The sequence below is a fragment of the Methylobacterium sp. E-041 genome, assembly GCF_022829665.1.
Taxonomy (GTDB): Bacteria; Pseudomonadota; Alphaproteobacteria; order Rhizobiales; family Beijerinckiaceae; genus Methylobacterium.
The window spans coordinates 1-13,892 of record NZ_JAKSYQ010000289.1 but is presented as its reverse complement, the minus strand read 5'-3'; the positions used below and the strand labels follow the sequence as shown (position 1 = coordinate 13,892).

General features: G+C 61.8%; 14 protein-coding genes and 1 pseudogene. 8 read left to right on the top strand and 7 right to left on the bottom strand.

What is annotated here, in order from left to right; translation table 11 throughout:
- Positions 1–145 (top strand): annotated as a pseudogene (locus MKK70_RS26870) (dTDP-glucose 4,6-dehydratase); the annotation flags it as partial.
- 25 nt (positions 146–170) lie between these two features.
- On the opposite strand, the gene MKK70_RS26865 reads toward MKK70_RS26870, so the two are convergent.
- Together MKK70_RS26865 and MKK70_RS26860 are read right to left on the bottom strand one after the other, a co-directional pair.
- Entirely contained in the window at positions 171–914 is a 744-nt protein-coding gene (locus MKK70_RS26865; protein WP_243950972.1) for an FkbM family methyltransferase, read from the bottom strand.
- A 32-nt stretch (positions 915–946) separates the two neighbouring features.
- Complete coding sequence (locus MKK70_RS26860) at positions 947–1,519, bottom strand: hypothetical protein (RefSeq protein WP_243950970.1); 573 nt, start codon at positions 1,517–1,519, stop codon at positions 947–949.
- A gap of 963 nt (positions 1,520–2,482) precedes the next feature.
- Here MKK70_RS26860 and MKK70_RS26855 point away from each other — a divergent pair.
- The 6 genes from MKK70_RS26855 (at position 2,483) to MKK70_RS26830 (ending at position 9,614) form a co-directional block, all read left to right on the top strand.
- Complete coding sequence (locus MKK70_RS26855) at positions 2,483–4,843, top strand: putative bifunctional diguanylate cyclase/phosphodiesterase (protein WP_243950974.1); 2,361 nt, start codon at positions 2,483–2,485, stop codon at positions 4,841–4,843.
- Positions 4,844–4,954: 111 nt separating this feature from the next.
- Positions 4,955–5,125 carry a hypothetical protein gene (locus tag MKK70_RS26850; protein WP_243932697.1) on the top strand — a complete coding sequence of 57 codons (171 nt, stop codon included), beginning with the start codon at positions 4,955–4,957 and terminating at the stop codon, positions 5,123–5,125.
- A gap of 866 nt (positions 5,126–5,991) precedes the next feature.
- Positions 5,992–6,225 (top strand): hypothetical protein, encoded by a 234-nt coding sequence (locus MKK70_RS26845; protein ID WP_243950968.1) that lies wholly within the window; start codon positions 5,992–5,994, stop codon positions 6,223–6,225.
- A 330-nt stretch (positions 6,226–6,555) separates the two neighbouring features.
- Positions 6,556–6,816, top strand: a complete 261-nt coding sequence (locus MKK70_RS26840) for a hypothetical protein (RefSeq protein WP_243950966.1) — start codon at positions 6,556–6,558, stop codon at positions 6,814–6,816.
- Positions 6,817–9,059: 2,243 nt separating this feature from the next.
- Entirely contained in the window at positions 9,060–9,362 is a 303-nt protein-coding gene (locus MKK70_RS26835; RefSeq protein WP_243950964.1) for a hypothetical protein, read from the top strand.
- Between the two features lie 18 nt (positions 9,363–9,380).
- Positions 9,381–9,614: a hypothetical protein gene (locus MKK70_RS26830; protein WP_243950962.1), complete on the top strand. Its 234-nt coding sequence runs from the start codon at positions 9,381–9,383 to the stop codon at positions 9,612–9,614.
- 164 nt (positions 9,615–9,778) lie between these two features.
- On the opposite strand, the gene MKK70_RS26825 is transcribed toward MKK70_RS26830, so the two are convergent.
- Together MKK70_RS26825 and MKK70_RS26820 are read right to left on the bottom strand one after the other, a co-directional pair.
- Positions 9,779–10,273, bottom strand: a complete 495-nt coding sequence (locus MKK70_RS26825; protein ID WP_243950961.1) for a MucR family transcriptional regulator — start codon at positions 10,271–10,273, stop codon at positions 9,779–9,781.
- Positions 10,274–10,613: 340 nt separating this feature from the next.
- On the bottom strand, positions 10,614–10,946 hold the full coding sequence (locus tag MKK70_RS26820) for a hypothetical protein (RefSeq protein ID WP_243950959.1): 333 nt from the start codon (positions 10,944–10,946) through the stop codon (positions 10,614–10,616).
- Positions 10,947–11,204: 258 nt separating this feature from the next.
- Between MKK70_RS26820 and MKK70_RS26815 the strand changes: the two genes are divergently transcribed.
- Positions 11,205–11,516: a DUF6894 family protein gene (locus MKK70_RS26815; RefSeq protein WP_409568330.1), complete on the top strand. Its 312-nt coding sequence runs from the start codon at positions 11,205–11,207 to the stop codon at positions 11,514–11,516.
- Between the two features lie 40 nt (positions 11,517–11,556).
- On the opposite strand, the gene MKK70_RS26810 is transcribed toward MKK70_RS26815, so the two are convergent.
- The 3 genes from MKK70_RS26810 to MKK70_RS26800 form a co-directional block, all read right to left on the bottom strand.
- Complete coding sequence (locus tag MKK70_RS26810) at positions 11,557–11,715, bottom strand: hypothetical protein (RefSeq protein WP_243950955.1); 159 nt, start codon at positions 11,713–11,715, stop codon at positions 11,557–11,559.
- Positions 11,716–11,791: 76 nt separating this feature from the next.
- A complete protein-coding gene (locus MKK70_RS26805) occupies positions 11,792–12,112 on the bottom strand; it encodes a PAS domain-containing protein (RefSeq protein WP_243950953.1) in 321 nt (106 codons plus the stop codon).
- Between the two features lie 1,392 nt (positions 12,113–13,504).
- Positions 13,505–13,892, bottom strand: a 388-nt coding sequence (locus tag MKK70_RS26800; protein ID WP_243950952.1) for a hypothetical protein, incomplete at its 5' end; no start/stop codon positions are given.

The following is a 13,892-nucleotide window of genomic DNA, read 5'->3' as shown; positions in this document are numbered from 1 at the left end:
CGAGATCGGCTGGGCGCCGTCCAAGACCTTCGAGCAGGCGCTGGAGGAGACCGTGCGCTGGTACCTCGACAACGCGGCCTGGTGGCGCCCGATCCGCGAGGGCCGCTACGCCGGCGAGCGCCTCGGCCTCGCCCCGGCCGCTTGACCGAGCGCTCGCGACGCCTTCGACATCAGCATCGAGCGAGAGGGCGCTCCGTTATCTGAAACACGTGAGCGGCCAGATCGTACTTCGCACGCCGCTCCGTGCTCAGCCTCGCATAGGCAACCCGATCCTTCATGAAGTAGGCGTTGGCGCACACCAGGTCTCCATCGAAAGCCGGAACCTCTTCGATGCGCTTCAATCGCAACCCGAAAGGTTCGAGCTGCGCGATCAAGTCGTGAAACAACGCTTGCCGTTTGTAAACGGGATAGAAGAATACCTCCGTCTCGATGCCGACGACGTTGTGAAGCAGCGACCCGAACCCTTTGAGAACATGGCTCTCGTAGCCTTCGACGTCGATCTTGATGACGTCCGGAACGGGCGCCTTGCCGGCATCGACGAGGCCATCGTAGCGGGCACATTCGATCTCGACCGTATCTTTGACGTGATAGCTGGCCGCGATCTGATAATCGCTGAGGAATGCCGAGTTCGCCTCGAGTATCGACGTGCAGCCATAATGCTCCCCGATATGGAGCTGCTGCGGACCATTCCGGTCGGCCAGGCCGGTCTCGATCACGAAGGATTTTTCGAAGGCGGAGAGCTGATCGCGCAGGCGACGCGCCTCTTCGGGATTCGGCTCGAACAGCACCGGTATGATATTGTCTTTCTGTCGCAACCATTTCGGCTGGATGCCCTTCGATGCACCGACATCGACGAAATGAATCTTATGTTCCAGGCGGATCTTACGCGATGGAAGGGGAACGATCTCTTCCAAAGCTTCTGATATGAGTGCGTAAGCCTTCTATCTTAGATACGGCATCGTGCGCTCCACGGCTTCTCGACCAGTAGCAGCGGATCCGAACGAGAAATCAATTTCAAATCGGTACTTAGCCTTCTTGGCTCCAGCGCGCGCGAGCCGTTTTCCGTTCCTGTCGCGCCGTCGTGGCGGTATCCGGCGGCGAGGTCGTATCGATACGCTTGCATCGTGAAGTCGGCGAAGATTTTCCGGATCGCGCGCCGGAGATCCGGGATGGCGCGGGGAGCGGCGGCGCGCAGGCAAGCCTTCAGCTTGGCAAAAGCCGCCTCATCCTGCGCTTGTCGATGGATCGATCGGGTCGACGTCGGGGCGGTCGAGCGGTCGCAGGCGGCTCCGTGCGCCGGCCGCCGCGAGCCCCCGCGGACACCGGCGACCTTGTGGAGGTTCAGGTCGTCGAGGATGGCGGTGTCGCGCCGCTCCAGCTTTGGGACCAGCCTGTCGGTGCCGTCGGCGCGAAACCAAGCCCCGTCCCCGGCCCGATCACGCAGGGCGACGGCCGTGGGACCGCCGGTGATAAGGGTGGCGGCGGTCTCGTGATGCCCGTGCGGGACGGCAGCGCGCACCGCGCGGAGCTCGGCCTCGGCGGCAGGCGAACGCCGTGTGGGTGGCCGTCGCGTCGCGGACGGTCGATCCGTCCGGATCGAGGCCGAGCCGCCCCTCGAACCAGTCCTGCCCGGTTGCTCTCGCGTCCGCCCGTTCCTGCTCCGATGCCGCCGGAAGACGCGCACCGGCCGCCGGTGCCGGTCGGCACGCCGTGCCCGCCAGGGCATCGCACGGCGCGTGCAGGACGATCTTCGAACCCGCCTCGGAGAGGCCCGGGATCAGGTCGGCATGCGTTTCGGTGCACCGCGAGGCATGACCGCCACCCGACCGCATTCGTCCCTCGGCTATCGGCTGCCTGCGCCCTCCAGCTTCCCGGATCCGGCCTTCCGGCTACCCATGACCGCGACCATGCAGCAGCCGCGCAGCTGGCCCGTCCGAAATACGAGCCTGGGCAAACCCGAGCCCCGACCCCGCGTCGCCGGCAGCCCCGCCGGCCCCGGTCCGGACGGGGTGTGACCGCGCGCATCCGTCCCCATGACGGTCCCTGCAACCTGCGAAGCGGGGAGGCGCGGGGGGCTACGGGGGAGGACATGGTGGTGGGCCCGGCAGGACTCGAACCTGCAACCAGACCGTTATGAGCGCAACGACTTCCTTCGAATAGCAGAGAAAGCATACGAAATCGGAGAGGACAGATGTAGAACGTTCGCGCTCAATTCCAACGTATCATTGGCGAAACGTTGGTTCGTTTCACCGGCAGGGCAGGACGTCGCCACCCGTCCAGCTCGGGGTGTGACCGAGCCGGAGGGGAGGGGCGGATCGGGACCTTCGGGGCGGTTAATCACCCGGCTACGAATGCTGGACCGAACAGTAGGAACAAGGCGAGGCGGGGTTTAGACGCTTTTGTGATCGCGGAGCTGCGCGAAAAGATTTTATTTACTATAATTTTCAACAGGCAGGAAACCCTTTGCACGCAATATTATTGCATGCAATCTCTACTCATATCCTTAGTTGATAGCCAATCCCTCAGCTTTATTGTCGCCGCAGCGACTATTTGCACCTTCAGTGCGTGGTTGTTGGTCTCTCTCATCCACTATGCAGAGGTTGGTAGCACAACCACCCGGCGATGGTGGTTGCTTGGAACGGCCGTCGTTGCGGGCACTAGTGTCTGGACGACTCATTTTGTGGCGATGCTAGGGTACCGGACCGATCTCGTCCTAAGTTACAACTTTAACACGACGATGGTCTCCGCCGCCGCAGCAATCGTCGCGGTAGGCCTACCATTCGTCATTTCGATCATATGCCCACGGGGATGGATGCGCCTTGTTGCCGGAGCTGCGTCAGGCCTGGGGATTGGCGTTATGCACATCAGCGGGATGGCTGCGCTGGAAAACTGCGGCCAGGTTCAGTCGCTTGGCTTCAACGTCCTTGCCTGCTTGATCGGCGCTGCCTGTATGGCGCTCGCGCTCGTGCGTCCGGGGCGAACTGGATCGCGGCTGGTGACCACGTCGCTGATCGTCGTCGCGGTTTGTGGGACGCATTTCGTCTCGATCGCGGGCACGGTCTTGACCGGGGAGCGCGTCGATCAGCTCCTTCCCGGCGTACAGGTCGCACTCAGTGTTCTTGCCGCGACAGGCGCCGCCATCCTTTTGTTCGGGACGCTTCTCGCTCTGACTGCAGCTAAGCGCTTTGACACCCAAGAAACTGCACACGCTCGTGTTCTCGCGACGGCACTGCAAAAGATGTCGAACGGGATCCTTAAGGTATCTGCTTCCGAGATCGTGGAACTCTACAATGAGCGCCTCTGCGCGATGCTCAAGCTCGCGCCAAGCGACATGGCCAGAGGAATGAGCTTGGCAGCCTTCCTCGAGGGTGTGGGTCGGGCGAATGGTTGGGAGGCAGACCGCGTCGCCAGGGTGCTGGCAAACCACCGAGCCTGGATGGCCAGGGACGACGAGACTCGCGTCGAGCACAGCTTCGAGGATGGCCGGATCCTGTCCATCGCTTGCCAGCCCATCGAGGATGGTGCGGTGCTCACCTTCGACGACATCACGCAAGCAAAACAGGCGCAGCGCGAGATCTCCCTGCTTGCCTATCACGATCCGCTAACAGGCTTGGCCAACCGTCGGTCGCTGCTCGAACGCCTGGCGCAAGCGCATGAGGAGGAGCAACCCTCCACGCTGTTGCTGATCGACCTCGACCGGTTCAAGGCCGTCAACGACACCTTCGGTCACGGGATCGGCGATCGCCTTCTTGTCAGCGTGGCATCACGGCTGTCCGAGCTGGCGGGGGAGACCGCTTTCGTCGCTCGCCTGGGCGGTGACGAAATGGCGTTGATCGCTCGTATGGACGCCGAGGTAGCTATGAGCTTGGCCGAGCGCATCGTCATCGCGATCGAGAAGCCGTACGCGTTCGACGATCTGACCATCGTGATCGGCTGCAGCATCGGCGTGTGCAGCACCGAGGACCGGGCGAGCCCAACAGATCTGATGCAGCGTACGGACATCGCGCTGTACGAGGCCAAACGCCAAGGTCGAGGTCGTGCGACACGCTACACCCCTGGGATGATCGAGGCCGTCGCCGACCGGCATCTCCTCGAAAGCGACATCCGGTTCGCCCTGTCCGAGGGTCAGTTCCATCTCGCGTACCAGCCCATCATGGCGCTCGCCGACGACACCATCCTGGGCTTCGAAGCGCTTATTCGCTGGCCGCATCCGACGCGGGGGCTCGTCTCCCCGGCGACCTTCATCCCGTTGGCGGAAGAGACGGGGTTGATCCTGCCGATCGGGCGCTGGGTGTTGGAAGAGGCCTGCCGGCAGGCTGTGGCTTGGCCAACTGATCAGCATGTCGCGGTCAACATCTCGGCCGTGCAGTTCCGTTCGCCGATGCTGCTCGCTCATATCACTTCCGCCCTGGCGAAAAGTGGGCTGCCGGCGAGCAGACTGGAGATCGAGCTGACGGAGACGGCACTGGTCGAGGACGGGCCTCAAATTGCGCACACCTTGTTGGCGCTGCGCGAACTCGGCATCAAGATCGCGATGGACGACTTTGGGACGGGGTACTCGTCTCTTGCTCATCTGCGGGACCTGCCGCTGGACAGGATCAAGATCGACCGCAGCTTCGTTGCAGCAGCTTTGGAAGATAAGCATTCGATGGCGGTCGTCAAAGCGATCACGCAGATGGGGCGTGACATGAACATTCTGACGATCGCTGAAGGTGTTGAGGATGCGAATCAGCTCGCCCTTCTAAGAGCGCTCGATTGCGATGCCGTTCAGGGATACCTGATCGGTCACCCGGAACGCTTGATCTCAGTGTTTAAGAATGGTGCACAAGTTCGTGCCGCTTGAGTGATCCTCTGCCGCGGGACAACTCAGGCGATCGACACACAGTTCATATCCCGCGAAGCTTGAGTCTTCGAAGTAGCTGCTAGGGTCCGATACGACGTCTATTACGCCACCTTGGCCGGCGGCATCGCGCCATCGAAGCGCCAGCCATCGAACCCGCTGGTACGCGAGGCGGCGATCGACTTCCTCGATTGGTTCGGCGAGGACACCATCGCCCTCGGCTGGATGGCCACCAGCCTGTTCGGCCTTTACCCGCCCCTCGGCGTGGTCCGCGTCGACTACTAGGGCTGCCCTTTGATCAAGGCCCGCTGTGTCGAGGCGATCGGCGACACCTAGATCCGGTACGGCAACCAGACCTTTCGGCGGGACCGTCTGGGGCATCCCGTTGGCGTGCCGGCCTAGCAGGCTGCGTGGTAGGCGGCAGGCACGAAAAAGCCCGCCGGCGGCAACCGGGCGGGCTGAGGTGATGTCAGGGCCAGAGGAACCCCTTCGATGGCCGGGTCGTAGCGTGAGCTGGTTAATGGATGACGAAAAAGCCCCGCGCAGCGGATGCCGGCGGGGCTAAGCGGTCTCTGTGAGGGCAGGTACCTAGGGCGCAGGCCCGGACACGTCATCCGTCCGGTGGAGGATCGCGCGAGGCTGCGAGGTCCCGCAGGACCGCCACCGGCACCAGCACGGCGATCACTCCGCTCAGGACTTCCATCCAGGAGCGACCGCTCATGAAGGCGTTCAGCTCGACACCTACCCTGCGGCTGCTATCCTGCCGGGATGCGCATAGCCCTTACCGCCCTCGCTCTCGTCGCTATGGCCGGAGGTGCCAGCGCACAGCAGCAGATGCCGACCGTCCCGGAGTTGCTGACGGCTGAAAGTAAGGCCTCGCAAGCGTGTGAGGGCTCAGGAGATGCTGACGTCGCCCGAGAGCAATGCCGTCTCCGCGACCGTCTGAGCGGCCGCCTGGCGCAAGCCGGCTACTGCTGGGGTCGCAAAGGCCAAACCGACGAGAAGAAGCAGTGGCACGCCTGCCAGCCGGACTCGATCTATGAGGACGATATCGAGGCGGTGCAGCGCTGAAGCCTTTGCCACTCCAGGCAACACCCGCGGCCGGCAAGGCAGCTGGGGTTCATGCTGCGCCTTTGATCCAGGATTTGCCAATGCCCTACACCCTTAAACGCCTCGCCCCTGGTAGCTTCGATCTCATCCTCGACGGCGAAGTGGTCGGCAGCCTGGTCCGCGATGTGTCGCGGGACGGGTACGAAGGCGATTGGACAGCCGAACCACTCGCCGACAGCCCGCCCTTTCCGGCGCCTTTCACGAGCGAGGCGCAAAAGTTCCCGAACCTGAAAGCAGCGGCGGACTGGCTCGACGCGGACGTGCCTGATCTCTGATACACCCCGTGCTCGGCAAGGCGAAGCGGTCGTAGTGAGGTGAGTATGCTCGGGCGACGATCGAAGCGCAGGCTGCCCCACAGCCTGACCCAGCACCTTTCAGATCCGAAGATCGTTGTCTTCAGCCCCCGAACGACCAAGCGGCGTAGCACCCCCTCTGCGTCTGGGTCGCCGCGGAAGTTCGGCATATCGGCCGTGACCCTCATCGTCCTCGTGCTGGCCGGCGGGTACCTGCTTAACGCGTGGTAGGGGATCAAGCCAGGCTCGAGTCGACCAGGGCTACGTGCGGCACCGTGAGTACCCTGAGGGTGCGAACTGAAGGAACGACCGATGGCCGACATCCCTGATCAGGAGATCGAGGACTCTCCGCTCGGCGGCATCGTCACCCGCGATGGCGTCATGGTGCAGGTTCACATCTACCGATTTGCCGGCACTGACGATGAATGGACCCTTGAGGTGGTCGATCACGAAGGCGGGCACACGACCTGGACTGGTACCTTCGCGAACGATGAGGACGCCTTCGAGGCTTTCGAGCAGGCGGTCGCTAAGGACGGGATCCGCTCGTTCGTTAAGCAGCAGGTGGAGCATTGATCGAGCGCGTGCAGCGGAAGGGCTATCGCGAGTGAATGGGCAACGCCTCGCCATAGGGATTGACGGCTTCCTCTTGGCCTACGTGACGAGCCCAGTGCTTATCGCGAACGGCTTCGACAATGCGCTTATGATAGTCTTCGCGTCTGGGATTGTTGCATCCGTCGCGCTCATGGCCTTCTAGATCCGAGCCGATCACAAGCGGTGATCCGAGCGAGCCCGGAAGGGTCGGACTTCTATCGATCAGTGTGGCGCAGCCTTCCAATCTCAGGGAACACCCGCTGTCTGAAAATCAGAGCAAAAAGTGGAAGCAAGCCGGAGCGGCTTTCGCTAGCCGGCAGAGTCAACCCATCTCCATGCCTGCCGAAGGGCCGCCGGTGAACGTGGCTGAGACCAACCTGGCTCGGTAAAGGGCGGCTCGCTTATCGAGGGATGCGGCGCAAGCGTCGCCTCGGAAGCGGTAAGGCATCCTCCTTTTGGAGGTGAATGGCGAGGTGCAGGCGCCATCACAAATGTCGTAAATTGTGCGCAGCTTGGGTAGTCCAATGAACGAGTCCGCAGCCACAACAAGCTTTTATTAACCATAAGGCAGCAGCGTCATCGGCGGGTGTGCGCCGTTGATCGTATGCGGCGCAGTGACCCGCAGCTCTCGGAGCTTCGAGGATGCGCCTTCCGGTTGTCGTGCTGATCGCGGTCCAATTTATCGCCAGTCCAGCCATATCCCAAAAGCGGGTCGCTGCTATCCACCCACAACCGCCCCTTAAATCAGTTGAAAGCCTGCCAGAGATCTCAGTCTCCACCGCTGCGCTCCCGAATATCGAAGCGGCGAATAGAGCGGCGCGGATCAAGATGGAGAAGTTCGATTTGGCCATAGCAGGCCGTGATCTGCGCGTCCTGCGATCTGTGTGCGTCGGGTGTCGGACGACGGCAAATTGGGCAGCTCATAGCATCAAAGCCAGAGCAGAAGGACCTGAGTTCCCCATCGCAGATCCGGCTGCTGCCCCTGATCAATAGTAGTACCGCCAACTAGGCGGTGGGGATCTTACGAACTTGAAGTTTTCTACGCATACTGCGTATTTTGAGCAGTGTGAACGGTTTTGCCCGGTCTGGCGTTTAGAAGAGTAGCGCGCATAAGCTTCGCTATAAAACACTTCACACGGACGGTAGAAGCAATGGTTCCGCTCAGGGCCGATCGGTGACCAGTAGGAGCATCGAGACGGTGGCTCTGCCAGAGTTGAGCGTGACGACAGAAGCTCGGCGCCTTCAGGAAATTCATATCAAGGAATTCAGGTGGGATCCGCGCGTCTGCATCGGCTGCTGAACGACCTATCGGCAAAAATGGTGCTGGCTTCCGGCGTACAGGCAGTGAGCTTACCTTCCGCGGGTGGAAGCCTCGACAACCCCACTCGTCGCCCTCGCCTTCGTCGTAACGGCTGACCTTTATCTTGAGAGCACGCTTTTGGCCATTGTGCCATTTGGGCCGAGTAAGCCATAAATCTCAGAGCACCAGTTTTCGTCGCCGTTCCGAGTGTATGCCTGCCGAACCTCGATAGACCATTTGCGGAGTTTGGCTTCGATCAGCGGCTCTTCAGCGCTGGAAATAGCGCTATCCATCCTTAAGGTAGTTAGGCGCCCCGCGTTCACGCGAAATCCTGGGCACCTGCTCTCTGCAAAGATTGACGCTGCCGCCACCATTGCATAGTGGTCTAAATCTTCAGCGTGATCCCTGGCGACCACCGGTTGACTCAAACCTATTAGGCATCCCGGGAGCAAGTAAAAGAATTTTTTGGTGGATATTTTCAAGGTTCGACAGCCGATTAAGTCAGATCAAAAGTTGAGTTGCCGATAATATCCCGAGATCGGTAGATCCTACTATTCTCCCTAGGGCGGTGTGCTTGAAATTCACAAAAACCACCGGCCACGCTCCAGGATGGAAGCCGCCGGCTCTCGCTGTTGTCGACCACCGTGCGAGTGGGTCAGAGCAACGCCTTCGCAACGCACCCTAAACGCGAGACTGCCGTTGGGCGGCGGATCCCGTCAATCCCTGAGCCATCCGAACGCATCACGTCGCCGCCTCGGGCTGCGCAGGCGCATTGCCAAGGTCGTAAAAGCCGTCGTTCTTGGTTGCGTCGCCCTTGCGCTGCTCACAGGCCAGCGTGTTGATCAGTCGAGCGTCGACCCATGATGCGGACCTCGGTGCCCTCAACGCGCCTCGACAACCCCATCCCTGGGGCTATCCTGCTTGCATGCGCACAGTCCTGATCGCCCTCGCTCTCGTCGCTATGGCCAGAGGTGCCAGCGCACAGCAGCAGATGCCGACCGTCCCGGAGCTGCTGACGGCTGAAAGTAAGGCCTCGCAGGCGTGTGAGGGCTCAGGAGACGCGGACGTCGCCCGAGAGCAATGCCGTCTCCGCGACCGTCTGAGCGGCCGCCTGGCGCAAGCCGGCTACTGCTGGGGTCGCAAAGGCCAGACCGATGAGAAGAAGCACTGGCACGCCTGCCAGCCGGACTCGATCTACGAGGACGATATCGAGGCGGTGCAGCTCTGACCCAAGAGCTGCAGACCGATGCACAAGCTTCCACCGGGCAGCCTCTACCGCCTTCAGACCCTGGCTCAGACCGGGGCAAGCTTCTACAAACTGACCGCCTACATGCGGCGCCTTGAGGTGCTGGGCATGGTCGTCGCCACCGGGCGGACGGCCCCGGAAAAGGACCTCAACGAGTACAGGATTACTGACGCGGGGCTTGCCGAGCTCAAGGATCGCTACGACCCACCATCGACAAATCCTATCGAGCGATAAATTCTCCCGACCACGGTTACGCAGATGGTTTGCCGGGCTGATGGCGGCCACGGAGCATCGGGCTAATGGCCAGTCCCGATACGATCCAGTGATGCCGACCGACACCTCCCCGCTTAGCGCAGACCGGCGCGGTGTCGATAGGAACCGTCGAGCAGGTCTTCGGATCACTCCGCCGCTTGCTGAAAGCGCAGGCGCTGGTTCTGCCCGATGGTGCGGGAGATCACCGAGCGGCGCGCGCTGTAGCTGGCCGAGACCAGGGGATAGTCGACCGGCAGGCCCCACTTGGCACGGTAGGCCTCGGCCGACAGTCCGCGCAGCGTCAGGTGCCGGCGCAGCGCCTTGTAGGGCTTGCCGTCTTCGAAGCTGATGATGGCGTCCGGCGAGATCGACTTGCGAATCTCCGCATTGGTTGGCTTCGTCAGCGCCGGCTTCGGCGGAATGGTCAGCCCCGTAATCGAGTCGTGAACCATGCGGATCAGGTCCGGCAGCCCCGTGGCGGGCACAGAGTTGTGGGCGACGTAGCTCGTGAGGATCTTGGCGGCGAGGTCGATGGGGTCCGTCGTAGTCTTCACGGTTTGTCTCCTTCCGAATGCTGTCTGGTAGGTGCGTGTCCAAAACGTGCTGTCGCCCGGCGCAGGATGTTTTCCGTCGTCGATCATCCTGAACGATCGCGGCAGGTCGGCCTGCCGTCGCACGATTATGCGCGTGCTATCCTGAAACACAACTTATGCGCGAACTATGCGATGGATGCGATCTACTTAGAATTGATTAACGGGCTTGAATCGGCTGCAATGGTTAGCCGTTGGAGGTCGATGCCCTGCTATTTTGCCCATCGAAACTGGGGTTCAGGCACCTCTTGCGAGCCCCGGCCTCGACCTTCAGGCATGCAATTATAGGTTGTATAAACCGCCCCAGCTTGCAGCCCGACCCGATCGGCTCGGGGGCCTGCTGCTGCTTACGGCGGAAGTGTTGGCGCGGCTGGCATGAGCGGGGCAAACCTCAATCCGGCTTCTCGCGCTTTGCAATGACCCGGCAGGCCTGACGCAGGGTGACCTCATGGTCCGGGTAGAGCGTCGCCACGGCATCGAGCACGAGGTGGCCGAGCTCGATGCTCCACACCGTCGCCAAGTGCCACTGAATCGAGCCCGACGTCGTCCAGGTCTCGACGTTCAGGCCGCGCTGGATCGGCGTCGGCACGATCTGTTGTTTCGAGGGCGGTAGGATGAGCCGGGCCTGACACGCGCTTTCGTATTTGCGCTCGGGCGGCGACCCTGGGCGGCGCTGATGCCGGCACGAGCCCGACAGGTGCCGGAGCGCATCGAGCTGCTGCACCGTAGGTCCGAACCGAGCCACAAGGCCGTCTGTCGCGTAGACGCCCCTTCGGCGGCACGACAGGCACTCCACCACGACGCGATCGCCTGCGATGTCTCCGAGGGTGTCCACCTACGCTCTGGCTCCGCGGCCACGAACGGCGCGGCGAGATAGCGACCGGATCTCCACAGTCGCTTCGAGGGGCGGGGGGGGCATCGCGGGTCCAGGTCCGGCAAGAACGGATCAGGAACAAACAGCATGCGTTATGACGGTTCAACCATGGCGACGATGGCCACGCGCGCAGCGGTGAGATGGCGTGGAGGGCGGGGTAGAAGGCCAATGCCGACACCGCTTTACCGCTTCCACTGCACAGACGGGCACGAGTTCGTGGCCGACCTCCAGGGCAAGCGGCTGCCGACGTGGGCGCTGATGCGCGCGCACGCGGAGCGCGTCGCGCTGGACCTGATGCTCGGCGCAACGCCGCGCGATTGGTCGTCCTGGACGGTGGAGATCTACGAGGCGTCGGGTCGCCACGTGCTTTCGAAGCCGTTCGCCGACGTGCTCGTCAATCGGCAGGCACGGCAAGGTTGAACGATTTCTGGAGGGTTTGCAGCAGATATGCCTGCCCGGGTCAGTGAAAACGACCACTCTGATCGGCCTCAGATATGTTCCGAGCCAGAAGCCTGCCTGCCGTCATCAGGGCCTGCCGCAGCACCGGCAGCATTTCCCTGGCGTGGTCCTGCTCGATGAGCCCATGTGCCATCAGCAAATGGTCAGCGACGAGTTCCAACACAGACCTTGGATTCGTAGCCGGATGCCCCGGAGGCGGGACGAAGCGCGCGAGCGTTCCGTAGGCGGTGAAGGGTTCAGAGCCACTTGAAGCGATTTCGGTTAGCGACCCCAAAATACCCGAGGAAGGTGCGTCCTGGGGGGCCGAATGACGGTATCGCTCCGCCGACGACCCAGGCGTAACTCCCGTCGGCCCGACGGAGCCGGTGGCGAAACGTGTACTCCATCTGCTCAGCATGGACGCTGCTGAGGAAGCTGATCGCGATCTCCCGATCCTCCGGGTGAACAGAATTCAACCAGCCATGACTCGCACCTGAAGCTTCGTCTCTCCCTGTGAACGCGCACCATTCTGGGCTGACGTAGGTCACCTCCCCCTCAGCGTTCGTGACGAAAATCATACCGTTCCCCCAGCTTCAAGGCGTTTGGGGCGCTAACGCGCATTAATGACACTAGGGCAGGCGCCACATACTCAAAACCATACTAGTGCAAATGGACTAATGTGCCGGCTAAAAAATGTGATATGAGAGAGAACAATCTTCTTCGTCGGGGTATTTGTCTCGTAATGACAAGCTCCTGCGAAACGCATCGGGCGATGCTGGACAATCTAGCTCGAGCCCTCGGCATTCCCTCCGAGCGATTTTTTGCCTGCGAATCGTTCGTAGATGGAGCCCTTACCGCTGAAGAATGCTTGAGCCTTTGGTCGAAGATCAAGACAATAGAGGGTCGCAAGCAAGCTCTGCAGGCGCTGTGCGTAATCGCGGAAACCTCCTGGCTCGATGAGGCCTAGGCGCCGCATTGCGCCGGTGCGCCCGCGCCCCTCCCCGCCGGCCCACATCCGGCGAGAGCACTTGTTTAGCTTCACAAATGATAGAGGTTGCGTAGCACTCGCGGCCACGAAGTAATCTTTTATCATATGTTTAGCCGGCGATCGTGCAAATCAGGCGATTTCGAGGATATGGAGACGAATATCCTCTGGAACGGTTTGCCGCGTATCGGGCTTTATAGGAAAATCGCCCATCGTTTTTTCTGGGTGTGAACAGGAAACCATGCGCGTCGTGAAAGATTTCTGCCGTTCATGCGGCATCGAAATAGTAATTTATGTTGGCACAGAATGCATGATCACACAGGCCGCCCATAAGGACCGGCAAGAGCATTGTAACTGCAAATCGGACGAGAGGTGCCCGATGGTCACCTTATCAATGGTAGCTCATGGGTGCGAACCGATGCCGCTGAAAGGGGCACGCTTTAAGGCCTCGGATCAGGTTCAGCCTCGAGTCGATGGCAACAGCCCGAAGCCGGGCTACGCTGTGGGATCCGCGTCGACTACCGCAGGGCGCTGATGATCAACGCGCGCCGCGTCGAGGCGATCGGCGAAACCTGGATCCGGTACGGGAATTAGACCTTCCGGCGGGACCGCCCGGGGCGGCCTTTTGGGGCGCCGGTACGGGAGGCCGGCCGGTAGGGTGCAGGCACGAAAAAGCCCGCCGCGACAGCTGCCGGTCGGGCTCAAGTGATGTCGGGGCCAGAGGAACCTCTTGGAAAGCCGGGGCGTAACGCGAGCTAGTCAACGGAGAACGAAAGAGCCCCGCGCGGCGGATGCCGGCGGGGCTAAGTGCGACTCGGGTAGGAATGAGCGTGAAACGGAAGTGCCCCACGCCGTGGCCGTAAGCGATCCATGTGCCAGCAGTACTGGAGCGAAGGCCGTGGGTACGGAAAAATCCCCGGCGGCAGCTGCCGGGCGATCTGGGGATAATGCAGGGGGGAGGGGGGGGGGGTTCAGAGCCTGGGAGTTAGAGCCCCTTCTTCGTCCCAATGGTCCGGCCACCACCGCGACGCATCATGTGGTGGCGCATCATCGGCCGGCGCATCATACGACGATGCATCATCCGGCGCTCCATGCGGACATTCGTCACCAGCTCGGCGGGTGCGGCCACAGCGGCGGACGGGCCCATCGGTGCAGCGGAGGCGGACGTGGAGAGCGACGCTGCGCCGAGCGCGGCGAACAGGGCGGCGGCAATGATGGATGAGCGCAAGATGGTTCTCCTCGCATGCCGCCAGAAGCGACAGCCTTCTCCCGTCGGTCGACCGGAGAATGGAAGAACCAAGCTCAAGCTCGTTTCGATCCGTTCGATCGTGGACCCGTAAGCGCGTGGAATGCGCAGCCGGGCACCTCGGATA

Bases quoted from the DNA above. Each gene is read 5' to 3' on its own strand.
- MKK70_RS26855 (WP_243950974.1), top strand. From the start codon at position 2,483: ATGCAATCTCTACTCATATCCTTAGTTGATAGCCAATCCCTCAGCTTT.
- MKK70_RS26845 (WP_243950968.1), top strand. From the start codon at position 5,992: ATGCCCTACACCCTTAAACGCCTCGCCCCTGGTAGCTTCGATCTCATC.
- MKK70_RS26840 (WP_243950966.1), top strand. From the start codon at position 6,556: ATGGCCGACATCCCTGATCAGGAGATCGAGGACTCTCCGCTCGGCGGC.
- MKK70_RS26835 (WP_243950964.1), top strand. From the start codon at position 9,060: ATGCGCACAGTCCTGATCGCCCTCGCTCTCGTCGCTATGGCCAGAGGT.
- MKK70_RS26830 (WP_243950962.1), top strand. From the start codon at position 9,381: ATGCACAAGCTTCCACCGGGCAGCCTCTACCGCCTTCAGACCCTGGCT.
- MKK70_RS26825 (WP_243950961.1), bottom strand. From the start codon at position 10,273: ATGATCGACGACGGAAAACATCCTGCGCCGGGCGACAGCACGTTTTGG.
- MKK70_RS26815 (WP_409568330.1), top strand. From the start codon at position 11,205: ATGGCGACGATGGCCACGCGCGCAGCGGTGAGATGGCGTGGAGGGCGG.
- MKK70_RS26805 (WP_243950953.1), bottom strand. From the start codon at position 12,112: ATGATTTTCGTCACGAACGCTGAGGGGGAGGTGACCTACGTCAGCCCA.